26 protein-coding genes are annotated in these 24,152 nt (G+C 46.4%); 18 read left to right on the top strand and 8 right to left on the bottom strand.

The features are described 5' to 3' along the window. Nucleotides 1–141: 141 nt before the first annotated feature. Together HMPREF2696_RS00485 and HMPREF2696_RS00480 are read right to left on the bottom strand one after the other, a co-directional pair. Entirely contained in the window at nucleotides 142–1,974 is a 1,833-nt protein-coding gene (locus tag HMPREF2696_RS00485; RefSeq protein WP_049336737.1) for a PglL family O-oligosaccharyltransferase, read from the bottom strand. Further along, nucleotides 1,971–2,327 (bottom strand): DUF2069 domain-containing protein, encoded by a 357-nt coding sequence (locus HMPREF2696_RS00480; RefSeq protein WP_049336736.1) that lies wholly within the window; start codon nucleotides 2,325–2,327, stop codon nucleotides 1,971–1,973. Before HMPREF2696_RS00480 ends, HMPREF2696_RS00485 begins: the two co-directional genes overlap by 4 nt. A 217-nt stretch (nucleotides 2,328–2,544) precedes the next feature. Here HMPREF2696_RS00480 and hisC point away from each other — a divergent pair, with 217 nt between their 5' ends. The 14 genes from hisC (at nucleotide 2,545) to HMPREF2696_RS00410 (ending at nucleotide 13,039) form a co-directional block, all read left to right on the top strand. After that, nucleotides 2,545–3,630 carry a histidinol-phosphate transaminase gene (gene hisC, locus HMPREF2696_RS00475; protein ID WP_049336735.1) on the top strand — a complete coding sequence of 362 codons (1,086 nt, stop codon included), beginning with the start codon at nucleotides 2,545–2,547 and terminating at the stop codon, nucleotides 3,628–3,630. A gap of 19 nt (nucleotides 3,631–3,649) precedes the next feature. Beyond that, nucleotides 3,650–4,606, top strand: coding sequence for an imidazoleglycerol-phosphate dehydratase HisB (gene hisB, locus HMPREF2696_RS00470; RefSeq protein ID WP_070587450.1), 957 nt, complete (start codon nucleotides 3,650–3,652; stop codon nucleotides 4,604–4,606). A gap of 169 nt (nucleotides 4,607–4,775) precedes the next feature. Further along, nucleotides 4,776–5,420 carry an imidazole glycerol phosphate synthase subunit HisH gene (hisH, locus tag HMPREF2696_RS00465; RefSeq protein ID WP_049336732.1) on the top strand — a complete coding sequence of 215 codons (645 nt, stop codon included), beginning with the start codon at nucleotides 4,776–4,778 and terminating at the stop codon, nucleotides 5,418–5,420. Between the two features lie 72 nt (nucleotides 5,421–5,492). After that, on the top strand, nucleotides 5,493–6,230 hold the full coding sequence (gene hisA / locus HMPREF2696_RS00460; RefSeq protein WP_049336731.1) for a 1-(5-phosphoribosyl)-5-[(5-phosphoribosylamino)methylideneamino]imidazole-4-carboxamide isomerase: 738 nt from the start codon (nucleotides 5,493–5,495) through the stop codon (nucleotides 6,228–6,230). A gap of 178 nt (nucleotides 6,231–6,408) precedes the next feature. Next, on the top strand, nucleotides 6,409–6,726 hold the full coding sequence (locus HMPREF2696_RS00455; protein ID WP_004519651.1) for a hypothetical protein: 318 nt from the start codon (nucleotides 6,409–6,411) through the stop codon (nucleotides 6,724–6,726). A 40-nt stretch (nucleotides 6,727–6,766) separates the two neighbouring features. Further along, a complete protein-coding gene (gene hisF / locus HMPREF2696_RS00450; protein WP_049336730.1) occupies nucleotides 6,767–7,534 on the top strand; it encodes an imidazole glycerol phosphate synthase subunit HisF in 768 nt (255 codons plus the stop codon). Between the two features lie 43 nt (nucleotides 7,535–7,577). After that, on the top strand, nucleotides 7,578–7,985 hold the full coding sequence (hisI, locus tag HMPREF2696_RS00445; protein WP_004519653.1) for a phosphoribosyl-AMP cyclohydrolase: 408 nt from the start codon (nucleotides 7,578–7,580) through the stop codon (nucleotides 7,983–7,985). A 32-nt stretch (nucleotides 7,986–8,017) separates the two neighbouring features. Continuing rightward, on the top strand, nucleotides 8,018–8,341 hold the full coding sequence (locus HMPREF2696_RS00440; RefSeq protein ID WP_003679440.1) for a phosphoribosyl-ATP diphosphatase: 324 nt from the start codon (nucleotides 8,018–8,020) through the stop codon (nucleotides 8,339–8,341). A 118-nt stretch (nucleotides 8,342–8,459) separates the two neighbouring features. Continuing rightward, nucleotides 8,460–8,783, top strand: a complete 324-nt coding sequence (locus HMPREF2696_RS00435; RefSeq protein ID WP_049329536.1) for a histidine triad nucleotide-binding protein — start codon at nucleotides 8,460–8,462, stop codon at nucleotides 8,781–8,783. A 41-nt stretch (nucleotides 8,784–8,824) separates the two neighbouring features. Then, nucleotides 8,825–9,028 carry a Sec-independent protein translocase subunit TatA gene (tatA, locus tag HMPREF2696_RS00430; RefSeq protein ID WP_003679438.1) on the top strand — a complete coding sequence of 68 codons (204 nt, stop codon included), beginning with the start codon at nucleotides 8,825–8,827 and terminating at the stop codon, nucleotides 9,026–9,028. Nucleotides 9,029–9,031: 3 nt separating this feature from the next. Beyond that, nucleotides 9,032–9,694, top strand: coding sequence for a Sec-independent protein translocase protein TatB (gene tatB / locus HMPREF2696_RS00425; protein ID WP_070587447.1), 663 nt, complete (start codon nucleotides 9,032–9,034; stop codon nucleotides 9,692–9,694). 15 nt (nucleotides 9,695–9,709) lie between these two features. Next, on the top strand, nucleotides 9,710–10,486 hold the full coding sequence (tatC, locus tag HMPREF2696_RS00420; RefSeq protein ID WP_039862097.1) for a twin-arginine translocase subunit TatC: 777 nt from the start codon (nucleotides 9,710–9,712) through the stop codon (nucleotides 10,484–10,486). A 557-nt stretch (nucleotides 10,487–11,043) separates the two neighbouring features. Beyond that, on the top strand, nucleotides 11,044–12,429 hold the full coding sequence (locus HMPREF2696_RS00415; protein WP_004519658.1) for a GntP family permease: 1,386 nt from the start codon (nucleotides 11,044–11,046) through the stop codon (nucleotides 12,427–12,429). A gap of 91 nt (nucleotides 12,430–12,520) precedes the next feature. Further along, a complete protein-coding gene (locus tag HMPREF2696_RS00410) occupies nucleotides 12,521–13,039 on the top strand; it encodes a gluconokinase, GntK/IdnK-type (RefSeq protein ID WP_049336727.1) in 519 nt (172 codons plus the stop codon). A gap of 59 nt (nucleotides 13,040–13,098) precedes the next feature. On the opposite strand, the gene dtd is transcribed toward HMPREF2696_RS00410, so the two are convergent. The 6 genes from dtd to HMPREF2696_RS00380 form a co-directional block, all read right to left on the bottom strand. Next, the gene (gene dtd / locus HMPREF2696_RS00405; RefSeq protein WP_049336726.1) at nucleotides 13,099–13,560 is read right to left on the bottom strand and encodes a D-aminoacyl-tRNA deacylase; all 462 of its coding nucleotides are present in this window, start codon (nucleotides 13,558–13,560) and stop codon (nucleotides 13,099–13,101) included. A gap of 98 nt (nucleotides 13,561–13,658) precedes the next feature. Next, nucleotides 13,659–14,423 carry a peptidylprolyl isomerase gene (locus HMPREF2696_RS00400; protein WP_049336724.1) on the bottom strand — a complete coding sequence of 255 codons (765 nt, stop codon included), beginning with the start codon at nucleotides 14,421–14,423 and terminating at the stop codon, nucleotides 13,659–13,661. Between the two features lie 44 nt (nucleotides 14,424–14,467). Continuing rightward, nucleotides 14,468–15,340: a peptidylprolyl isomerase gene (locus tag HMPREF2696_RS00395; protein ID WP_049336722.1), complete on the bottom strand. Its 873-nt coding sequence runs from the start codon at nucleotides 15,338–15,340 to the stop codon at nucleotides 14,468–14,470. A 68-nt stretch (nucleotides 15,341–15,408) separates the two neighbouring features. Continuing rightward, entirely contained in the window at nucleotides 15,409–15,681 is a 273-nt protein-coding gene (locus HMPREF2696_RS00390; protein ID WP_049322785.1) for a BolA family protein, read from the bottom strand. Next, nucleotides 15,678–15,968, bottom strand: a complete 291-nt coding sequence (locus tag HMPREF2696_RS00385; protein ID WP_004519663.1) for a YciI family protein — start codon at nucleotides 15,966–15,968, stop codon at nucleotides 15,678–15,680. Before HMPREF2696_RS00385 ends, HMPREF2696_RS00390 begins: the two co-directional genes overlap by 4 nt. Further along, nucleotides 15,968–16,501, bottom strand: a complete 534-nt coding sequence (locus HMPREF2696_RS00380) for a septation protein A (protein WP_049336720.1) — start codon at nucleotides 16,499–16,501, stop codon at nucleotides 15,968–15,970. The genes HMPREF2696_RS00385 and HMPREF2696_RS00380 overlap by 1 nt, the downstream gene beginning before the upstream one ends. A 353-nt stretch (nucleotides 16,502–16,854) precedes the next feature. On the opposite strand from HMPREF2696_RS00380, the gene HMPREF2696_RS00375 reads away from it, so the two are divergent. The 4 genes from HMPREF2696_RS00375 to HMPREF2696_RS00360 all read left to right on the top strand — a co-directional run bounded on the left by HMPREF2696_RS00375 (nucleotide 16,855) and on the right by HMPREF2696_RS00360 (nucleotide 24,055). After that, nucleotides 16,855–18,843, top strand: a complete 1,989-nt coding sequence (locus HMPREF2696_RS00375) for a FimV/HubP family polar landmark protein (RefSeq protein ID WP_004519665.1) — start codon at nucleotides 16,855–16,857, stop codon at nucleotides 18,841–18,843. A 227-nt stretch (nucleotides 18,844–19,070) separates the two neighbouring features. Beyond that, complete coding sequence (gene truA / locus HMPREF2696_RS00370; protein WP_004519666.1) at nucleotides 19,071–19,916, top strand: tRNA pseudouridine(38-40) synthase TruA; 846 nt, start codon at nucleotides 19,071–19,073, stop codon at nucleotides 19,914–19,916. Nucleotides 19,917–20,230: 314 nt separating this feature from the next. Next, nucleotides 20,231–21,292, top strand: coding sequence for a trimeric porin PorB (gene porB, locus HMPREF2696_RS00365; RefSeq protein ID WP_070503692.1), 1,062 nt, complete (start codon nucleotides 20,231–20,233; stop codon nucleotides 21,290–21,292). Nucleotides 21,293–21,760: 468 nt separating this feature from the next. Next, nucleotides 21,761–24,055, top strand: a complete 2,295-nt coding sequence (locus HMPREF2696_RS00360; RefSeq protein ID WP_210383745.1) for a NosR/NirI family protein — start codon at nucleotides 21,761–21,763, stop codon at nucleotides 24,053–24,055. Nucleotides 24,056–24,152 lie beyond the last annotated feature (97 nt).

Here is a 24,152-nt window from a genome sequence, read left to right as displayed (position 1 = left end):
TTGTGTTCAATCTTAACATGCAATCTGCTTTTGTTGATAGCGTAATTTTCTGTGCTTTTGCGCTTTTTTGCATAGAAACTCGCTGCTCTTTACATTTTCAGACGGCCTGTAAGGACAAACTGACAATTGGGTGTGTTTTGTTCAGGGTTTGTCGCATGATTGGGCGGTTTGGTGTTTCGGTGCGTTGATGAAATCTTTGCAATCAGACAAAAGTTTGGGCAGCAAGGGAGCGAATGCCGGGTGACTGCGTATTTTGTCAGCGTAGAAATACATCATATAAGGATAATAATATTGCATTGCCTGCATCCATTGCGCACCTTCTTCTTTTTTGCCTTGTCGGTAGAGGTAAAGGCCGACTTGGTAGGCGCTGGAGTAGGGGCGGTAGGTCAGGGCTTTGAGTGCTGCTTCTTCCGCCCACGGACGGATGTAGGCATCGGTCGGGTCTGCACGTTTGCTCAAGCTCAAATCAGCGTAATAGGCAAGCATGGAGCTTTCTTTGGAAAGTCGTTGCAAGCCGTCGATTTTGTTTTGAACTGTTTGCTGATCGTCGGTTTTCCCTACACGGCTATATTGGGTCAGATTTTGATATTCCCAGCTGAGGTTTGCCATGCCGATTAAAATCGATAAAGCAGCTATACCGCCTACCCACTGTCTGATTCGGGTAGATAAAGGGCCGTCTGAAACATCTTTCGGATAAGAGGGTGTCAACGACAGAATCAGGCTAAATACGGTGAGGAAGTAGATATACCAAAGTGGATATTCAAGCATGCTGTGGCAGAGGCTGACGGCGGCGGCTGTCAGTAAAAACAGCGAGGCCGGTGTTTGGTTGCGTCCCAACAGTCGCCATACGGCTGCAAGCAGGGTTAAGGCTGCGAGCAAGGTGCCGACAATGCCCATTTCGGACAATAACTGCATGACGATATTGTGCGAATGGGTAAACAGTACGCCGAGGATGTTGTTGGGGAAGTATTGTTGTTGGGCATTGATCAGGAAGGTTTGTTGGGCAAAGCTGTTCCAGCCATGGCCGAACCAAGGTGCGGATTGAAAGGCAATCCATGCTTTGCTCCATTCGATTTGGCGCATGGAGCCTTCAAAACCGCTGGTGCCTGCGCGTTCGACAGCAGTTTCGTATTTGATGTTGCCAAACAAATCCAATAGGCTGCCCATGCCGAATTGGAAAGCGGCGGCCAGGATGGCGGTCAGAAGGAAAATGCACAGTGCGCGTTTGTGTTGGAAACGGGTACGCCAAAACCATAACGGTGTAATCAGGAATAGGGCGGCAATGTAGCCTAAGATGGTGCGTGAGTTGACCAGGCCGAGGGTTGCGGTCAAAGCCAATACAAACAGAAAACCTGCTGTATTGGACATTTTGCGTGCCGTCCATAAATAGGATGCCGCCAAAATGCCCCACATTAAATAATGTCCCAAATGATTGCGCTGGCCGAGTTGACCGTTTACGGTGCCGTTGCTTCGGGCAATGATGCCGTTCAACCACTCTACGTTGGACCAGCCTTTAAATTGCAGCCAGACGATGGAGGCCTGTATGGTTGCCCCTATCAATAAAGACCAAGCGAAGATGCTGACGACGCGTTCCTGTCCGTAAGCTGCTACCCAGCCCCGCACCGACCATGCGCCCAGTGCCAAAATGACAAATGTCCAGGCGGTAATATCGCTCATGCCGGGGTAGGTGGAATGCATGAGGCGTGCTTGGAGCAACCAAAATGCAGCCATGGCAAACAGGCCGATACTGAGTGTGGGAAGACGGATATTCAGCAGGCCTTTGTGTGCGCTAATCAATGTCAGTACCAATGAGCCGCTCAGTGAAATGGCTTCCAGATAAAAGCTGGGTAGTGGGCCGACTCGGTAGAGTGAAAGAAAAGGGACGGCGCAAATCCAAATAAAGCTGAGCCATAAAGGCCAAAAGGTTTTCACTGAAGATTCGGTCAGGCCGTCTGAAAGTGTGTGGTAGGTCATTTTGATGTGTGTTTTTGTTGTTTGATAAATGCAAGGCAGCCGAGGAAAAAGGCAATGCACAATAATACGGAAACGGCGGCGCAAATCCGGCTGGCGACGGCTGTGTCAGCCAGGCGCATACAGGCTTCGGCAAAGTAAATCAGAATTAGCATGGAGCTGTATTGGTAAGTGTAGATGCGTTTTTTCAAAATACCGGTCAACGGCAAGCACAAAGGCAGGGCTTTCAGTGCCAACCATGAGCCGCCTTCGCGCAATGGAGCGATCCACAATTCCCACGACAAGGAAAGCAGAATCAGCAGGATAAGGCTTATGGACGTTGCAAGATAAGGTAATGGGGAGCGTGTATTATTCACAAGATTGAGGGCGTAAGCCGTACTGGAAAACTTAAAATTATACCGCTAAAAAGGCGGGGTAAGCCAAGAATATTGCTTAAAGATGCTCAAGAAAGGATTTATTGTTTTTTCTTCAAATTAATGAAACTTTATCTTGTTTTATAGTCTTATTAATATATATATCTAATAAAGATTGTGCTACTATTATAAATACTTTATCTCAGGAGGATAGAAAACCATGAATCGCGTTGCTGAAGTTATCCGTGATGATATTAAAGTAATGACAGCCTATCAGGTTGCTGATTTGCCGGAAGGTTTTATTAAGTTGGACGCTATGGAGTGTCCGCATCATCCTTTCGCCGGATATGAATCTTTGTTGTCAGAATGGGCGGACTTGGCAAAGCAGGCACCGATTCATTTGTATCCCCATACTGCCAAGAGCGGGATTTATGAAGAATTGAGGGAAATTTTCGGTATTCCCGATAAAGCGGAAATCGCATTGGGCAACGGCTCAGACGAGCTTATCCAGTTTTTGACTATGCTGGTTGCCAAACCAAATGCGCGTGTATTGGGTATTGAGCCAAGTTTCGTTATGTATCGTCATAATGCCGCGCTTTATGGTATGGAATATGTCGGTATTCCCTTAAATCCGGATTTTTCTTTAAATCTTCCTGCCGTTTTGTCTGCGATTGAGCAACATCAGCCGTCATTAATTTTTATTGCCTATCCCAATAATCCTACCGGCGTGTGCTTTAAACGAGAAGAAGTAGAGGCGGTCATTCGTGCGGCAACCGGCATTGTGGTTGTCGATGAGGCATATGGCGCGTTTCATCATGACAGTTTCCTTCCGTGGGCGGGCGAAGTCGAAAACCTGGTCGTAATGCGCACCATCAGTAAAATCGGCTTTGCAGGCTTGCGGATGGGATATGCGGCGGCAAGTCCAAGCATTATGGGTGAACTGGCCAAAATCCTTCCGCCTTACAATATGAATCAATTAAGCTTGGCGGCGGCAAAATTCTCATTGAAACATCATCAAATCATTCAGCAAAACATTGATATATTAAAAAACGAGCGTTCGCGCGTGATGAATGAATTGTTGAAATTAAACCGTTTGGAAGTTTTTCCGAGCGAAGCCAACTTTATTACCGTTCGCGTTCCTGATGCGGACGGGCTGTTTGAAACATTGAAGCAATACCGCATACTGATTAAAAAACTGCATGGCAGCCATCCGCTTTTGGATCAGTGTGTCCGCATAACCATAGGCTCGGCAGCGCAAAATGATGCTGTCTTGGCCGTTATTAGAAACCTTTACCCCAATCTTTGATTCCAAGGAAACTACCATTATGAACAAAGCTCAACTGCATTTGACCAATTTTCTGTTACTGGTTGAAGAAGCCGGTTCATTGACCAAGCTTGCACGCGCGTGCGGTTATGAAAACTCCGCCTCTTTGTCTCAGCTCAAACGCCGTTTGGAACAACAAGCAGGCGATGAGTCTGCACGCGGCATTCGTCCGAGCCTGGCTGCGAAGTTGGAATCCGGCATGCACAAACGCAAAGGCTGGCTGAACCGTGATCACAGCAAAGACCAAGAAAAAGCAGCAGCGGTTGAAGTGGCGCGTTTGGAAAAACAAACTGTCGAAGCAGTCGAAGCTGGTGTTTCAACCGAAGACCGTTTTGTTACCGTTACCCGCAATACCTGCGAAACCCAAATCACCGTCAGCCTCAACCTTGACGGTACCGGTAAATACCGCTTGGATACCGGCGTTCCTTTCCTTGAACACATGCTTGCCCAAGTGGCGCGCCATGGTTTGATTGACTTGGATATTACCTGTAAAGGCGATTTGCACATTGACGACCATCACACGGTTGAAGACATCGGTATCGTGGTGGGTCAGGCCTTGAAACAGGCGCTTGGCAATAAAGCCGGCATTACCCGTTACGGTCATGCCTATGTTCCGCTGGATGAAGCGTTGAGCCGCGTGGTCATCGATCTTTCCGGCCGTCCTGGTTTGGTGTATAACATCGACTTTACCCGCGCCCTGATTGGCCGTTTTGATGTTGATTTGTTTGAAGAATTTTTCCACGGCCTTGTGAATCACAGTATGATGACCTTGCACATCGATAATTTGAGCGGCCGTAATGCACATCATCAAGCCGAGACCGTTTTTAAAGCCTTCGGCCGCGCCTTGCGCATGGCGGTCGAATACGATCCGCGCATGATGGGTCAAACACCTTCTACCAAAGGCACGCTGAGTGAAGAATCTGTTCAAGAAGAAGCGGAAGCCGCGTCTGAAGAATAAGGCATCGTGTGAATGAATAAAGGCCGTCTGAAACCGATTGGGATTTCAGACGGCCTTTTATTATTTGTCTTGTATAGTGGCAATATTTTGTTTTAAACCATCTTTTGCTACAATCATTCTTATTATTATATTAATCATTAAATGTTTTCAGACGGCCTGAGGAGAAACAATGAAAGTAGCGATTGTCGATTATGGAATGGGAAACCTGCACTCAGTATTGAAATCTGTTCAGGCGGCGCAGGCCTTGTCCAATCAAAATGCTGAAATTTATCTGACTTCGCGGCCTGAAGAGGTGATGGCGGCGGATAAGGTTATCTTTCCGGGGCAGGGCGCCATGCCGGATTGTATGTCGGCGCTGAAGGCAAGCGGTTTGGGCGAGGCGGTTTCAGACGGCCTGAAAAACAAGCCGTTTTTTGGAATTTGCGTAGGTGCGCAATTATTGTTCGAACACAGCGAAGAAGGCGATACAGATGGTTTGGGTTGGTTTGAAGGACAAGTAAAACGGTTTTTGCCCAATCAAACCGATGCACAGGGAGGCCGTCTGAAAGTGCCGCATATGGGTTGGAATACAGTGCGCCAAACCCGTCCGCATCCTTTATTTCAAGACATTGGGCAGAACGAGTATTTCTATTTTGTCCATAGCTATTATTTTGCACCGAAAAATGAAGAGATTATTTTAGGTGTCAGTGAATATCCGAATGAATTTGCCTGCATTGTCGGTAAGGACAATGTATTTGCCACACAATTCCACACGGAAAAAAGCCATCAGGCAGGATTGCTGCTGCTGCGTAATTTTTTAAATTGGCAGATTTGAGGCTTTAACATAAATCTGCTAAAAATCGCTAATTTGTGTAAAATATACTGAAATTGAATAGAGGAGAAGAAAATGCTGTTGGTACCTGCCATTGATTTGAAAGAAGGACGCTGTGTTCGCTTAAAACAAGGTTTGATGGAGCAGGCGACGGTGTTTTCCGACTCGCCGGCAGAGATGGCGTTGCATTGGCGCAATCAAGGCGCACGCCGTTTGCATTTGGTTGATTTGAACGGCGCATTCGCAGGCGTTCCTCAAAATTTTCCGGCGATTAAAGAAATTTTGGCCGCCGTGGTTAAAGATATTCCGGTACAGCTTGGCGGCGGTATCCGTGATTTGGGCACCATCGAAAAGTATTTGGATTTGGGTCTGACCGATGTGATTATCGGTACGGCCGCGGTAAAAAATCCTGAATTTGTGCGCGAAGCATGTAAGGCCTTTCCGGGTCAGATTATCGTCGGCTTGGATGCCAAAGACGGTATGGTGGCGATAGACGGTTGGGCAACGGTAACGGAACACCATGTCGTCGATTTGGCCAAGCGTTTTGAAGACGATGGCGTCAACAGCATTATTTATACCGATATCGGTCGCGACGGTATGATGAGCGGCGTGAATATCGAAGCCACCGTCAAATTGGCTCAATCAGTGAATATCCCGATTATCGCTTCCGGCGGCTTGACGAATTTGGACGATATCCACGCATTGTGTGCCGTCGAAAAAGAGGGTGTGAGCGGTGCGATTACCGGCCGCGCAATTTATGAGGGAAGTATTGATTTCGCACAGGCACAAAAAATGGCCGATTCTTTGGCTTGACCTAAGTGCGTTTAATTATGCAGATTGGGGCTTTGCAAGGTGTAACAGCGCAGGAGTTGGCGTATAGCTGAAAATGCCTTCAAAAGCGGCATTTTGCAAAGTCCTTAGACTTAAAATCTGTCTGAAATAATTATAAAAAAACAACTCACTCAATATCTTATTTTATTAAGGGATTGGTATGCTTGAAGCGTTTGTTTTGGGTTTTTGGATTATCTGGTCATCCGACCGCGAAGTGTATCCGCTAAGCGAAAGTTTGTGGTTTACACTGATTGCAGTGATATTGCGGCAGCTGACGGCGTTTGATTTGCCGATTATCGATACCTATTGGATGATTTTCAACGGGATAATCTGGGCATTTGCCGGTTTAATTTTTTCCATTGTCGGCCGCATTGACAGCAATTTCATTATTTCCTGTGTTTTGGCGATGATAGCCGGCATTGGTTATTTTCAGCTGTTGCAACATTTGCCGGATTGGTTGAGCAAATTTTTGGCCTGACGGTTTCAGACGGCCTGATAACGGATAATAGGTATTGAGTATGGCATTGGCAAAACGAATTATTCCTTGTCTGGATGTAAAAGACGGTCGCGTGGTAAAAGGTGTCAACTTTTTGGGTCTGCGCGATGCAGGCAATCCGGTTGACGTTGCCAAACGCTACAACGATGAAGGCGCGGATGAGTTGACCTTTTTGGACATCACTGCCTCCAGCGACAATCGCGACACTATTTTGCACGTTATTGAGGCAGTCGCTTCACAAGTTTTTATTCCATTAACCGTCGGCGGCGGTGTCCGTACGGTTGCCGATATCCGTCGTCTGCTTAATGCCGGTGCCGATAAGACCAGCATCAATACGGCCGCTGTAACCAATCCTGATTTGGTAAACGAAGCGGCCGGTTTTTTTGGTTCGCAAGCGATTGTTGTTGCCGTGGATGCCAAAGCGGTTAACCCTGAAAACACCCGTTGGGAAATCTTTACCCACGGAGGACGTAATCCGACCGGTTTGGATGCGGTGGAATGGGCTGTCGAAATGCAGCGGCGCGGTGCAGGCGAGATTTTGCTGACCAGTATGGACCGAGACGGCACCAAGCAAGGTTTCAACCTGCCTTTGACACGCGCGGTCAGCGAAGCGGTCGATATTCCGGTCATTGCTTCTGGCGGCGTCGGTTCTGTTCAACACTTGGTGGACGGCATTAAGGACGGGAAGGCCGATGCGGTATTGGCCGCCAGTATTTTCCACTTTGGCGAAGCGAGCATCCGCGAAGCAAAACTGGCCATGCGTGAAGCAGGAATTGAAGTGCGTTTGTGATTACTATCCAAAGGCCGTCTGAAAATATGGGAAAAAAATGCGAATGTCGAACATAAACGAAACGCTGCTGAATGCCGTAAAATTTGATGAAAAAGGTTTGGTTTGCGCGATTGCCCAAGATTGGCAGACACACCGTGTGCTGATGGTTGCCTGGATGAACGCCGAAGCCCTGCAAAAAACCGTAGAAACCGGGTTTGCCCACTATTACAGCCGTTCCCGCCAAAAACAATGGATGAAGGGCGAAGAGTCAGGGCATACGCAAAAAGTACATGAATTGCGCCTGGATTGCGATGGCGACGCAGTGGTCATGTTGATTGAACAAAACGGCGGCATTGCCTGTCATACTGGGCGCGAAAGCTGTTTTTACAAAGTTTGGCAAGACGGCGCATGGCAGACAGTCGATGCCGTGTTGAAAGACGAAGAGGCGATTTACGGACATAAACATCCTTAAGGCCGTCTGAAAGAAAATAAGAGAAACTGACCATGACCGATACTATCCTTACCCAAATTCAAAACGTCATCGATTCGCGCAAAGGCGGCGATCCCGATGCTTCTTACGTTGCCCAGCTGCTGCACAAAGGCGAAGACAAGATTCTGAAAAAAGTCATCGAGGAAGCGGGTGAAACCTTGATGGCCTCTAAAGATGGCGGTGGCGAACATTTGGTTTACGAAGTGGCGGATTTGTGGTTTCACACCATGGTTTTATTGGCGCATCACGGATTGCGTGCCGAAGATGTAGTAAACGAGCTTGCGCGCCGTCAAGGTTTGTCGGGATTAGTGGAAAAAGCTTCTCGCAAAGAATCTTGAATTTATATTACAATCCCGTACTTGACCTGTTTCAGAATCCGTCTCTTGGGGTAAAAACGATTTCACTTTTTGGGTTGAAACCCGTTACGCCCGTTTTCAGACGGCCATTGGAGCCATTATGGATAATTGTATTTTCTGCAAAATTGCAACCAAAGATATTCCGGCACAAACCGTTTACGAAGACGATGAGATGCTTTGTTTTAAAGACATCCGTCCTGCCGCGCCGGTGCATCTGCTGCTGATTCCGAAAGTGCACTTTGATTCACTGGCACACGCCACTGCCGAACATCAAACCCTGTTGGGCAAAATGATGTTGAAAGTTCCTCAAATTGCCCATGAGGCAGGTTTGACCGACGGTTTTAAAACCCTGATCAATACAGGTAAAGGCGGTGGACAGGAAGTCTTCCACCTGCATATCCATATCATGGGTACGCCCGCATAATTATTATCTCTTTTTAAATTAAACAAATTCAAGGATTTATCATGGGTAGCTTCTCTCTTTGGCACTGGATTATCGTACTGATTATCGTCGTTTTGGTATTCGGTACCAAAAAATTGCGCAACGTCGGCAAAGACCTCGGCGGTGCAGTGCATGACTTCAAACAAGGCCTGAACGAAGGTACAGACGGCAAAGATGCCAAAAAAGATGAAGTCATCGAACACAAAAAAGACGAAGACAAAGCATAATCCATGTTTGATTTCGGTTTGGGCGAGCTGCTGCTGGTCGGCGTTGTCGCCCTGATAGTGCTTGGCCCCGAACGTCTGCCGCAAGCCGCGCGCACGGCCGGGCGTTTGGTCGGCAAATTGCAAGGATTCGTCAACAACGTCAAGCAGGAGCTCAACACTCAGGCTGAGTTGGACGAATTGCGCAAGGTGAAGCAGGAATTTGAAACCGCCGCATCCGAGTTTCGCGACGGTATCAAAGACTTGGGCAATGATGCACAAAAAAATCTGAGCGATATTTCAGACGGCCTCAAGCCGTGGGAACGCCTGCCTGAGCAGAAAACGCCTGCCGATTTTGGTGTGGATGAGTTGGGCAATCCATTGCCTGATCTGGCTTCAAGCAGCACTGAAAATGAAAGTGCGGCCCAAGCTTCTGAGCAGGGTGGGGCAGTGCAAACCCAAGAGCTTGTCGAGGCTGAAAATGCCGAATCCGAGCAAGACCGCGCTTGGCGTGAGTATTTGACCGCATCGGTTTCCCCCGCACCGGCGGTTGAAGTCAGCTATGTCGAAGCTCCTGCTGCCGATGTTCCTCCGCTGCATACGACTTCTTTGCGTAAGCAGGCGATGAGCCGCAAACGCGATATGCGCCCGAAATTCCACGCCAAGCCCAAACTGCGCGTCCGTAAGTAAAAAGTGAGTCAACCGGTGTCCGAACCTCAACACGAACAACCCGTCCAACCGCTTATCGAGCATCTTCTCGAGCTGCGCCGCCGAATGATGTGGATCGTCATCGGTATCGTTGTCTGCTTTTTGGGCATGATGCCGTTTGCCCAGCAGCTCTATACTTTTGTTGCCGAACCATTGATGGCCAATCTGCCTAAAGATACCAGCATGATTGCGACCGATGTGATCGCGCCGTTTTTTGTGCCGGTAAAGGTTACCTTGATGGCGGCGTTTCTGCTGTCGTTGCCGCACACGCTGTATCAAGTCTGGGCGTTTGTCGCCCCGGCTTTATACCAAAACGAAAAGCGTTTGATTACGCCGCTGGTGTTGTCCAGCGTGACGCTCTTCTTTGTTGGTATGGCGTTTGCCTATTTTCTGGTATTTCCCGTTATTTTCAAATTCTTGGCCGGTGTAACCCCTGTCGGTGTCAATATGGCGACCGATATCGATAAATACCTGTCCTTTATTTTGGGCATGTTTGTTGCATTCGGTACGACGTTTGAAGTTCCCGTCGTTGTGGTGTTGCTTGCCAAAATGGGCATTGTTTCGACTGCACAGCTTAAGAATGCGCGTCCGTATGTGATTGTCGGTGCGTTTATCGTGGCCGCAATCATCACGCCGCCTGACGTAATTTCCCAAACCCTGCTTGCCGTTCCGCTGATTCTGCTCTACGAAGCTGGTATTTGGTTCAGCCGTTTTGCCAAAGCGAAAACGCAGCAGGAAGATGAGGATACACCGCAACCACCGGCAGAAGTTTAAGAATCAAGGCCGTCTGAAGAATTTTTCAGACGGCCTTTGTATCATGGCACTTTCAGTTTTTAAGAAAAAGCATGATGAATGTTCGGGGAATCGTAAAACATTACTGTCCAGATTCTTTTGATTCGGCTAACATTTTTGACCGAGGATTTTGCCGAAATCGAAGCAGTAATGCGTAACAGTCCCTCATGCCTCAATGGGCTGGATTTTAATACCAAACTGCCGGAATTACGTTTGGGAAATGGGGTGATTTTTACCAAGGCATAAGCCGAAAATACTTGATTTTAGGTAATTGAAAAAATATTCGTTTCTATTTTATCGAGAAGAATGATGTCAGGCCGTCTGAAAATTAACTACGTTTCAGACGGCCTTTTTGTCACCCTTGTTTTTCGTTGTAATCCTTATTTATCAAGCATCTTACAAAAAGGGTTTTGAAAAAGAGAAGTTTATATTTTGACTAAATCCAGCCGTATGAATCCATAGTGAAATGTGTTATCTTATCTACGTGTGTTAAGAAACATTAATAAGTTTGTATTTTTCTTACAGAGAAAGGCTTCAAAATGGATGGATGGACTCAAACGCTGAGTGCCGGTACTTTGCTCGGTATCGCCGCGGCAGCGATTTTGCTGATCTTGATTTTGATTGTAAAACTGCGCGTTCATGCCTTGCTGACGTTGGTATTGGTCAGCTTGCTGACTGCCATCGTAACAGGTCTGCCTATGGGCAGCATTGTTAATGATGTATTGGTCAAAAACTTCGGCGGTACACTTGGCAGCGTGGCGTTGTTGGTTGGTTTGGGTGCAATGCTTGGCCGTTTGGTGGAAACTTCCGGCGGTGCTCAGTCTTTGGCAGATGCGCTGATTCGGATTTTTGGTGAGAATCGTGCGCCGTTTGCCTTAGGCGTGGCTTCTTTGATTTTCGGTTTTCCGATTTTCTTTGATGCCGGTTTGGTGGTGATGTTGCCGATTGTGTTTGCAACGGCACGCCGCATGAAGCAAACTGTTTTGCCCTATGCGTTGGCATCTATTGGCGCATTTTCCGTCATGCACGTCTTCCTGCCGCCACATCCCGGCCCGATTGCAGCTTCTGAATTTTATGGCGCAAATATTGGTCAACTGCTGATTTTGGGTTTGCCTGTTACCTTGATTACTTGGTATTTCAGCGGCTATTTATTGGGTAAGATTTTGGGCCGCAGCATTCATGTGCCCGTTCCTGATTTGCTCAGCGGCGGTACGCAAGATAACGACCAACCGAAAGCGCCTGCAAAGGCATCTACGGTCATTGGCATTATGCTAATTCCTATGTTGTTGATTTTCTTGAATACTGGTTTGTCTACTCTGATCAGCGAGAAAATGGTCAGTGCGGATGAAGGCTGGGTGCAGTTTGCACGAATGCTCGGTTCGACACCAATTGCTTTGCTGATTTCTGTTTTGGTAGCCCTGTATGTATTGGGCAGTAAACGTGGTGAAAAAGCCAGCGCTTTGGAGAAAACCATTGATGGCGCATTGGGCCCGGTTTGCTCGGTTATTTTGATTACCGGTGCAGGCGGTATGTTCGGCGGCGTATTGCGTGCTTCCGGTATCGGTAAGGCTTTGGCCGACAGCATGGCTGACTTGGGTATTCCTGTTTTACTGGGCTGTTTCTTGGTAGCTTTGGCTTTGCGTATTGCGCAAGGTTCTGCGACTGTTGCCCTGACTACCGCTGCCGCGTTGATGGCACCGGCCGTTGCGGCGGCAGGTTTCAGCGATTGGCAGATTACTTGCGTGGTATTGGCGACGGCGGCAGGTTCCGTTGGTTGCAGCCACTTTAACGACTCAGGCTTCTGGCTTGTCGGCCGTCTGTTGGATATGGATGTGCCGACGACCTTGAAGACATGGACGGTCAACCAAACACTTATCGCACTCATCGGTTTTGCTTTATCGTCAGTGTTGTTTATCTTGGTTTAATCGAAAATGGCCGGCGGATAGTGTTTTTGAGATAACACAATCCGCCTGTTTTCAAATACCGTTAAAATCTAGATAAACAAGGAGTAGAAAAATGACGACACATTTTGTCATGATGGGCGTGTGCGGTTGCGGTAAAACCACTGCCGCATTGTCTTTGCAAAAACATCTCAACCAATGCCCATATGCCGAAGGCGATGATTTCCATACTCAAGCCAACCGCGACAAAATGGGTGCCGGTATTCCGTTGACGGACGAAGACCGCTATCCTTGGCTGGGCAATTTGCGTGACTGGATGACAGAGCAGGCAAAAAACGGGGAAAAATATTCCATTGTTACTTGTTCCGCACTCAAGCATCACTATCGCGATATTCTGCGTGGTGCAGAAGGGAAGGTGGCTTTTATTCATCTGACTCCGCCTCAAGCAATCAATCTTGAACGTATGCTGTCGCGTCAGGGGCATTATATGAAAGCCGGAATGCTGGATTCGCAGCTGGAGATTTTGGAAGAGCTGGGTGCGGATGAGTACGGCGTTAAAATTGACAATCCGGGTTCGCCTGAAGCCGTTGAGGCAGATATTGTGAACTGGGTGAAAGCGCAAGGCTTGATTTAGTAATGATCAGAAATGGAAAGGCCGTCTGAAATATTTCAGACGGCCTTTTTTGATGGGATTTAGAATGTTTTTTGCGAGTCAAGCAATAAGGTAACCGGCCCGTCATTGCAAAGGGAAACCTGCATATGGGTTTGGAATCTGCCGGTTTCGACAGTCAATCCATGTTTGCGCAAAAGTTGCGCGGTATATTGATAAAGCTTATCCGCTTGTTCGGCAGGGGCAGCATTGGAGAAAGATGGGCGGCGGCCGCTGCGCGCATCAGCGTAAAGGGTAAACTGGGAAACCAGTAATATCGAGCCACCGACATCTTTGAGCGATAAATTTAATTTGCCGTTTTCGTCTTCAAAGATACGCAGGTTGGCGGTTTTATCCGCAATGTATTTGGCGTCTGTTTCTGTATCGGTGTGGGTAACGCCGAGCAATATCATAAATCCGTTGTCGATTTTGCCGCAGGTTTCGCAGGAGTTTTCGGACAAAACGTCAACTTTGGCTTGGGTAACTTTTTGGATAACAGCGCGCATGATGTTTTTGAATAAAAGAAGTTTGTAAAAAAGGGCGTAAAAGACACGCCCTTTGGGTTGGAGTATGGTTTCAGACGGCCTGAAACCATTGAATCAATTTACGGATTAATGCCGTTTTCTTTTAAGATACGTTCGATCTGATTCTCGACTTTTTGTCGTTTAACAGCTTGGGCAATCTGATTGCGTACCAGTTCGAAAGGTTCGGCATTGGGATCGTGTTCTACTGCACTGAGTTTAAACAGATAAAAACGGTTTTCCATTTGAATCGGCTCATGCGTTACATCGCCTCGGTTCATGTCGGCAAAAGCGGTAGCCAGTTGAGGAGAGAGCTGCTGCGGAGAGATGAAGCCGTCGAACTCTTGTTCGGGGTTTGGATAGCGTTTCATCAGCTCTTCAAATGACAAGCCTTTTAGCAGCAGCTCTCGCGCGGCGCGTACTTCGTCGGCTGAAGCAAAGCTGACTTGTTGCAGCTTGATAATGCGTGTTTGATGGTCGTAGAAACGGCGCAACTCAGCATCGTCAACCGCGGTTTGACGTTCTAGATAAGCAGCGTATTGGTTGGCATAAAACTCAGCTTCAACGTTTTTAAGCTGATTCTGCACTTCTGCATCTTTGTCCAAACCAGCCTGGATGGCTTCATTTTTCAAAATTTCCAAAGTCTGCAAACGTGTAACCACATCTTTGCGGATTGCCTGACCATCGGGTTTGGCAGTCTGGTTGGGATGTTGATCGGCTTGTCTCAATACTTCGGCAACCATGCTGTCGATACGGGCGGGATCGATTTCAGGTGCTTTGGCAGTTGCCAAGCCGATGGTTGATAGGGCGAGGATAGCCAAAACGGCAGTTTTGGGCTTGATGTTCATGTGAGTTCCTTATTGCCCGCCGTTATCACGGCGGGCACGTTATATTATTTGTTGACTTTGATGCTGGCTTTTTTCAGCAATGATTGAATGGCCGCATCAACACGGGCTGCCTGTAAGTCGCTGCCAATCTCGTTTTTAGAGGCTTCGTAAGAAGGTACGGTAACGTTACGGCGGTCATTGACGTAGAAAACGGCGTACAAATTACCGTTTTGCAGCGGCGTTTTAGTGTGCGCACCTTTTTTCAGGTCTTTGACAGCTGCGTAAAGCGGAGGCGCTGATTCTTGCAAATCTTTAAGCGGAACATAAGCTTTAGGGATACCGCCGGCTTTTTTGGCCGCTTCGTCAATTGAGTATTGGTTCAATACCGAAACAAAGCTTTTTTTCGCATCCAAATCGGCAATGGCTTTTTGGGCATTGCTGCTGCTGTCAGTCACGATTTCGCCCATTTGGACTTCCTGAGTACCTTTATAGAAGTTGCTGAAGTCGTTGTAAGCGGCTTTGACATCTTTTTCTTGAACAGGATATTGACGGACGATATGCGCCGCGAAAGCTTGGCCTAACAAATCATTTTCGAAAACTGCCCATTCGGTTTTGAATGTGGCTTTTTTATCTGCACCTTGCTTGGCGGCATCGGCACGCGCTTGCTCCAATGCAGTTTTGAATTCAGCGCTTTGATCCAGTTTTAATTTTTTAGCTTCTTGGGTAACAACAGTGCTGATAACTTGGCGTTCAGTCAGCATTTGACGCAATTCAGGAGTGTCTTGAACGTTCGGGTTGCTGGCGCGTACGGAAGCAACTTGGTCATCGATAACGCTGCTGTCGATGGCTTGACCGTTGACGGTCACCAAAGTTTGGGCAAACAGGGTGCCGGTAGTCAGGGCAAGCATCAAGGCTGAAGCAAAGTAGGTTTTTTTCATCGTATTTCTCTTTTAAATAATGATTGGAAATAAATTAATGATTAGAAATCAAAGTTTAAGTAGTAATCTTAATGGAAGTATTCGTCCGGCGTGGCCGCTTTGATACTGAGTGCATGAATCAGGCCGTCTGAAAACAAGTCTTGCAAAAGCTGCTTAATCATACGTTGCCGCTGGAGGCGACCGATATTTTCAAATGCGTTGCTGACCACCAATATCGCATAATGCCCGCCGCCTTTATTGCCGGCATGGCCGGCGTGCAGATGGCTCTCATCTTCAAAATCGAAGAACTCAGGCTCAAGTGCCTGCAGGCGTTCCTCGATAATTTGACGCATATTGCTCATTTGAACACGGCTTTAAAGGGTTTAATCAATACTTCTGCGTATACGCCGGCATCGACGTAAGGGTCTTGTTCAGCCCATTCTTGTGCTGCGTCCAAAGATTCAAATTGAGCCACAATCAGGCTGCCGGAAACGCGTTCCGGATTGTCTGGTAGAGGATTGGGGCCGGCAGTCAGCAGACGGCCTTGCGCTTTCAATTCTTCCAAGCGTGCCAAATGAGCAGGGCGGGCTGCCATGCGTGCTTCGTGGACATCTTCGGCATCAGTGGCCAAAAGCATGAAATATTCCATTATTGATCCTCCTTAGGCTGGAAACGCATCAGATACATGCCCTGTGCGATAGAAAAAATGATTGTGAAACCCAATGTGCCGAACAATTTGTAATTGACCCATTGGTCTGGAAAATACGTAAAGACAAAGAGATTGGCAGCCCCCATAAAAATCAGGAAGCCAATCCATGCATAAGTCAGGCGCGTCCATACAAAATCAGGAAGCTGCATTTCTTTACCCATCACGGCTTTTAGCCCGTTTTTACCGGCAAGATGGCTAAACAGCATGACGATTGCGCCGATCCAAAACAGAACGGTCGGTTTCCACATGATAAAGCGGTTGTCTTTCAGCAGAATCGTTGCACCGCCAAAAAAGACAATCAAAATCAGACTGACCCATTGCATGGTGTCCAGTTTGCGGTGTTTCCAAAAGGTCAGCGCAGCTTGGGCAATACCGACTATAACCGCAACAGCCGTTGCGGCAATCATGTCTTTGGTGATGATGTATGTGATGAAAAATAAGAATACGGCGAATAAGTCGCTCAAAACCTTCATATATTAATGATGAAACTAATTGAGTAAATGCTAATCATACAGGGAGATGTGTTTTTTTGCACCTTTCCCCATGACTTTAATACCACATATATCCATATGAGATATTTGTTTTGGGTTGGCGAAATTTGTAAAAAAGAAACACAAGCATGCAAAAGTAATAGATTTACCAAGGAATTTCAGGCTGAATAGCCTGTATTGCTTGGCAGAAATGGGTTAAAAATATATCATGACGTAATATCTAGTAAATATATGGTTAAATGCGCGCACATTGGTTAGTACCATAATTTCCGAACAGGGGATCAGTTTTGAAAAAACATCACAATATTAAATTAATTACAGCTTCTATCGCTTTAATGACATCGCTCAGCGCTTCTGCAGGTTTGGGCGGTTTGAACGTTCAATCTCATTTGGGTGAGCCTTTTACAGGCAGTATCACTGTGACTGGCGAGGAAGCTCAGGCTCTGCTTAATGGCGGTAAGGCCACTATTTCAAATGGTAATTTGCGCGCGGCGGTACGCAAATCAGGCGATAAGGCAGTCGTTACCATTCGTTCCTCTAAAGCCATCAAAGATCCTGTTTTGGTTTTCCAAGTAGGTGTCGGCGCGCAATCGCGTGAATACACTGCTATCATCGATCCGGCCGGATACGACGCTAAAGATGCGGCATCCGTCCGCCCCCGTCAAACTGCCGAATCCCAATCCTTCGAGCCGACACGCAATGCCCAACAGCCTGCAACTAAAAACAATAAAGCAGTAGGTAATCAGGCAGCTCAAGCGCGTAAGGATGTGCAGCGTAAGGCTGAGAAAAAACAAGTTCAGACGGCCTCTGCTAAAAACGACACAGCTGCACGTTCAGGTAGACAGCATTTGGTGCGTACGGGTGAAACCCTGATTGCCATTGCGTCCAGCATCCGTCCGCAAGGTATGACCTTGGATCAAACCATTCAAGCATTGGTTAATGCCAATCCGGATGTGTTTATCGATAACAATGCCAACCGTATGTTGGCAGGTAAGGTGCTGAATATTCCAAACCGTAGCGAATTGCAACGTTTGGCTGCTTCTGCTCCTGCTAAAACTAATACGGCAACAGAAAAAGCCAATGAAACCGCTAATGCAACAGAGGCTAAAACAGAAAAACCTGTTGTTCAGCCTGAGGCTCAAACTGAAGCCCAGGTTAAAGATGCTGGCGTAAATACACAGCAACAGGAAGAAGTAAAACAAGCTTCAGCTGAACAAACAGAACAAGCAGCATCTGCAGCGGTTAATGAAAATGCCGCATCGACTGTTCCTGCATCCGATATTCAAGAAGCTATGGCTTCTTCTGATGCTCAAGAGAATGTAGTGGCTTCTGAGTCTGTTGCAACCACTGATTCTATCGCGGAGCAAACAGAGGGCGAATCAAATGGCAATTTATGGAAATGGTTATTGGCAGGCGGTGCAGCCCTTATTGCTGCTTGGTTGTTGTTAAAAGCTGCGGGTAAACGTAAAGACGAGCCTGAAGCAGCACCTGTAAGCCGTATGGATGAAGAGAAGGCTGTACAGAAAGATGTTGCTGCTTCAGCTGCTGCGGTTGCTGCAACTAAAGTAATGCCGTCTGAAAAAACTCAAGATGGCCTGCTTATCGAAGACGATTTTGAAGATGATGTGGTTATCAATGAAGTAGAAGAATCTTCCAATATCGATGATGTCAAACTTGATTTAGGTAAGATTGACAATAGTCAGGCAGGTATTCTTTCAGGTGCAGTAACGCATGATGTTGAGACAGAACAACGTCGCCATGCTGATTGGGACAATATCGAATCAACAGAAAGCGTGTACGAACCTGAACCAGAAAATCCATATCAGCCGGTATCCGTTGTTATGCCTGAACGTAAAGAAGAGCAGGCAAATACATTTGCTGAGTTTGATTTGGCGGCAGAGAAAAAAGTCTCCGAGTCAAGAAATGAAGAGCCACTCGAGTTTACGGTAGAAACCCCTGAAGCTTCAGACGGCCATGCGTTGCCATTCGAGATCAAGCAAGATCAAGACTTGCAAATTCAAGGAACCAAAGAAGAAGTAGAGAAAGAAGAAGCTGCTTCTGAGTTTGTGATTGAAGAAGGTGCATTGGAATGGGGAGCTGAAGATGTTTCAGTAGCCGCCGATAAAAGCAATAGTGAAAGAGGCTTTGTTTCAGAATCAGTTGGCATGACTGCACCGCTTGAAGCCAAATATGATTTGGCTAAGATGTATATCGAAATCGGTGATCCTGAAGCGGCTCGAGAAACATTGCAAGGGCTGATTGAGGAGGCTGAAGGCGATATTCTGCATAAAGCCCAAAAACTGATGAAAGAACTTGGCGCGTAAGTGCTAGTCAAATGAAGATGCCGTTTCAGACGGCATCTTTTTTATGGTAAATTAAAAAGCAAGATTTTATCTGAGTCTATTATTGGTTGGGTAAGATTTCAGCTTTATATGATGGTTGAAGATGAAGGCCGTCTGAAATACAAAATGGAGGCGTGTGTTAATCACGCCTTTTTAATATTTGTTACTTGAGCGTAGGCAACAATATCAATTTACAAGAAGTATAAGAAATGACTGAACAAGTAAATACAACAGGACATCTGGTGCAGCGCTGGGCTTTGACCCTCTCTTATGACGGTAGTCGTTTTTATGGTTGGCAAAAACAGGCTGGAGATTTGCCGACTGTTCAGACGGCCTTAGAGCAGGCATTAACTTCAATAGCAGGAGAGCAGATTAATACTATTGTTGCAGGAAGGACAGATACGGGTGTACATGCGACAGCTCAGGTCGTACACTTTGATACATCTGTAAGCCGTCCGGAGCAAGCGTGGGTGCGTGGAGTCAATGCGCATTTGCCTGACGGTGTGGCTGTATTGCTTGCGCAAAAAGTTGCACCTCATTTTAATGCTCGATTTGATGCTTATGGCCGGCATTACCGTTATTTGCTGGAGTCATCTCCGGTTTGTTCTCCGTTGTTGGTTGGCAGGGTGGGGTGGACACATTTGAAATTAGATTTAAATCTGATGAGGCAGGCTGCTGCTTTATTGGAGGGTGAACATGACTTCTCCAGCTTTCGTGCGGCTGAGTGCCAGGCAAAATCGCCTATAAAAACGCTATATAGGGCAAGTATTAGTGGGACTCCTCGTTATTTGTGCCTTGATTTGCATGGAAATGCATTCTTGCATCATATGGTGCGCAATATTATGGGCGCATTGGTATATGTGGGAAGTGGTAGGATTAGTGTGGATGAATTTCAGTCAATCTTTTATGCAAGAAGCAGATTGAAAGCGCCTCCGACCTTTATGTCTGACGGTCTATATTTGACAGGCGTTGATTATCCTGATGAGTTTGGGGTGGTAAGACTGCCTCTGCCTGAGTGGATGAATGTTTCGGGTAACGTTTTTCAGACGGCCTAATTGGCGGATTGTTGGTATAAAAGCAACAAAATAGCTGGATTGATGTGTAAATTAATAAAGTGTTGTAAAAATGCACAATTGGTTTTAAAAGAAATTTATCATTGATTTTAAATAATAAATTTCATTTTTTTAGGCTGTGTTTGCCTTTGCTGGGTTTCAAGGGTGGTGGGGGTGGATTGAATAAAGTTTGTTTTTTTAGAGAGGAGCAATTATAGTAACAGTCATGGAATCGCTGATTCCAGCGATAATGTAAGCCTAAGCGGATTGTCCGGTCTGCTTAAGTTATTTCTTCACAATAGAAAAGGAATACAGCAATGAAAAAATCTCTGATTGCTCTGACTTTGGCAGCTCTGCCTGTTGCAGCTATGGCTGATGTGACTCTGTACGGTCAAGTTAAAGCCGGCGTTGAAATTTCTAAAGTAAAAGTGGGTAAAGCTACTTCTAAAACTGCTACTGAGATTGCTGACTACGGTTCTCGCATCGGCTTCAAAGGCCACGAACACTTGGGTAGCAACTTGAATGCTATTTGGCAAGTTGAACAAAACACTTCTATCGCCGGTGGTGACTCTGGTTTTGCTAACCGTGAATCTTTCATTGGTTTGGAAGGTGGTTTCGGTAAAGTTCGTGCCGGTAACCTGAACACTGCTCTGAAAGACAGTAGCGACAGCTTCGACCCTTGGGAATCTGGTGCCGCTAACGCAGATGCTCTGCAACTGGGTAAAATTAAACGTGTAGATACTCGTAAAGTATCTGTACGTTACGACACTCCTGTATTTGGTGGTTTCAGTGCAAGCGTACAATACCAACCTCGCGACAATGCTAACCCTGGCGATAAATACACTCACACTGTGAAAAGCCGTGAATCTTACGATTTGGGCCTGAACTACGAAAACTCTGGCTTCTTCGGTCGCTATGCTGGTTCTTATGCTAAACGTGCTGACTTGGATGCTGGCTACTTGGATGCATTCAACGGCAACACTACTTTGGCTGCTGGTGCTTACAAGGATCACCAAGCACACCGTCTGACTGCTGGTTACGATGCTAACAACCTGATGGTTGCTGTTGTAGGTCAATACGAAGGCTTCAAAGCTGACGTAGCTGGTGCTAAGAAAAACGAACGTACTGAAGTTGGTGCAACTGCTGCTTACCGCTTCGGCAACGTAACTCCTCGTGTTTCTTACGCTCACGGCTTCAAAGCTAAAGAAGATGGCGTAAAACAAAAAAATAGCGCTTACAACCAAGTTATCGTTGGTGCTGACTACGACTTCTCTAAACGCACTTCTGCCCTGTTGTCTGCCGGCTGGTTGAAAGAAGGCAAAGGCGACTACAAATACGAGAAAACTGCTGGTACTGTTGGCCTGCGTCACAAATTCTAATCTGACTTAAGATTAGTCTGAAAAAAGAGCCTGTTTTATATAGGCTCTTTTTGTTTTTGTAAGAAATGTATTTTGTCATTGTAGGGGTAGGTTAAAGTATTTTCGATATTCGTTTTCAGGCGGCCTATGGAAATTTAAGTCAGGTTCTATTCTATTTAATATATGCTAAATGAAATTTCAGAAATTGTTTTGAGTATTATTATAAATAAGTTAATAATATGGGGATGATTCTTGGATTGAGTTGATTTTCCTATGTTTCATGCCTAATAATAAAAGGTTCATCTAATGTAGTTCTAAAGTATTATTAGTATGTAGAATCTGGTTTTAAGATTTGTAAACTTGATTTTAATCAAATTATTGCTGATAGATGATTCATATAATATAAGTGTTTAGAGTATCGATATATCGGGAATAGCCATGTCCTGTCTTGAAATGAAGTGCTTAAGTGGCATTTGGAAACGAATCCTTATGCTGTTTGCTGTATTTTTCGTGATGATGGTAAGCCTGCCTGCTTACGCGGAACGCTTGCCTGATTTCTTGGCAAAAGTTCAGCCGTCTGAAATTTTCCCAGGTGCTGACCGCTACGGTAAGCCTGAAGGTAAGCCCTTGGTTGCTCGCGTGTACAAGGGCGAAGAGCAGCTTGGCTTGGTTTATATCACGACTGACGTGGTCAATACGCGCGGTTATTCGAGCAAACCGATCGATACGATGGTTGCATTGGCCAATGATGGCACTATTGCCGGCGCAAAATTGGTTGAGCACCATGAGCCGATTATGCTGATCGGTATCCCGCAATCCCGTGTCGATAAATTCATTGACAAATATATCGGCTTAAATTTTATTAAAAACCCGCCTCAACCAGGTGTTGCACCAGGGGATATTATTAGTGGTGCGACTGTGACCCTGATGGTCATCAATGACAGTATTCAGCGCTCTGTTAAAGCAGTAATCCATCAATATCATTTGGGTACAGATAAAGCAGTTCAAGCCGGTACGGCAGCTGCTTCCGACGAACAGTCTGCCGAGCCTGCCGTTCAAACCCGTCCGCGTCGTGTTGCCAATCAAGACAAACAAGATATCCTGTCATGGAATGCGCTTTTGGAACAAAAAGCCGTCGGTCATCTGCATATTTCTATCGACGAAATCAATAAACTGTTTGAGAAAAGCGGTAAAGCAGGTGTGGCAGATCATGCGGAGCAGGGTGATGGTAACGATACATTTATTGATCTGTATGTTGCCTTGGTCAGCCAGCCTTCCATCGGTAAAAGCCTTTTAGGTGAAGCCGGTTGGAAAAACCTGCAAAAACGTTTGAAACCTGGCCAAGAAGCCGTGATGGTGGCCGGCGAAGGTCGCTATTCTTGGAAAGGTTCGGGTTATGTTCGCGGTGGTATCTTTGACCGTATTGAAATGATTCAAGGCGATACCAGCTTCCGCTTTACCGATGCGCAACATGAACGTGTAGTTGCTTTATCCGCCGAAGGTGCGCCTGCATTTAAAGAAGTTTCTTGGTTCACTATCCCCGAAGGTGTGGAATTTGATGGTGCTGAACCATGGCGTTTACAACTGATGATTCAACGTGTGTTGAGTGTTAACGATAAGGCTTTCGTAACTGCAGATTTGGATTACGAATTGCCAAAAGGCTACTACGTTGACGATCCTAAAGCACCGCCGGTTGAAATTAGTGCACCGGTTGAGCCGGTGGCTGTGGCAGCCTCTGCTCCGGAAGAAAGTACAGGTATTGCAGAAGATGCAACGGCTGAGGAAGGCGTATCCAACCAACTTTGGAAACAGGTTTGGAAAGCCAAACAAGGTCAAATCGTGGTTGTCGGTATTGCTTTGACAATTCTTCTGTTGGTATTCCTGTTCCAAGATTGGATTGTCCGTTACGAAAAATGGTATGACCGATTCCGTCTCTGTTTCCTGACCTTTACGCTGTTTTATATCGGCTGGTATGCTCAGGCACAATTATCGGTAGTGAATACTTTGACGTTGTTCTCAGCTGTTTTGACTGAGTTCCACTGGGAATTTTTCCTGATGGATCCGCTGGTATTCATTCTGTGGCTCTTTACAGCGGCGACCATGCTGTTGTGGAACCGCGGTACATTCTGTGGATGGCTGTGCCCTTTCGGTGCATTGCAAGAGTTAACCAACCGTATCGCTAAAAAATTGGGTCTGAAACAAATTACAGTGCCACACTTGTTGCATACCCGTCTGAGTGCGATTAAATATGTAATTTTCTTCGCTTTGCTGGCAATTTCCCTGTACGATTTGGGTACGGCTGAAAAATTTGCTGAAATTGAGCCTTTCAAAACTGCAATTATTTTGAAATTCATGCGTGAATGGTGGTTTGTTCTGTTCGCCGCCGCTTTGCTGATTGCAGGCTTGTTCATCGAACGTTTCTTCTGCCGTTATCTGTGTCCTTTGGGTGCAGGTATTGCATTGCCGGGCCGCTTCCGTGTGTTTGATTGGCTGCGCCGTTATAAAATGTGCGGTAACCCATGCCAGATTTGTACACACGAATGTCCCGTACAGGCAATCGCACCTGAAGGCGACATTCATCCGAACGAATGTATCCAATGTCTGCATTGTCAGGTAATGTATCATCACGATACGCGTTGTCCCCAAGTAGTGGCAACGAATAAGAAAAAACAAAAACAAGCGGCGGCAAAAGCTGAACAGCATGATGCGGCAGTGACGCAAAATGCTCAAGCACAAGTCGTCCAGTTTGTTAAAAAAGAATCGGCAATCAGTGTCGACAAGTAGTAATTTATCAATAAAAAAAGAGGGCTGTATCGGCAGCCTGACTTAGAAAGTTTTTCATCGGCAGGCCGTCTGAAAAATCGGCCGCCGGATTTTATCC

Source organism: Neisseria sp. HMSC058F07 (genome assembly GCF_001810035.1).
Classification (GTDB): Bacteria; Pseudomonadota; Gammaproteobacteria; order Burkholderiales; family Neisseriaceae; genus Neisseria; species Neisseria perflava.
Note: the sequence above shows the minus strand (reverse complement) of the source record. Positions and strands in the feature narration are given on the sequence as shown.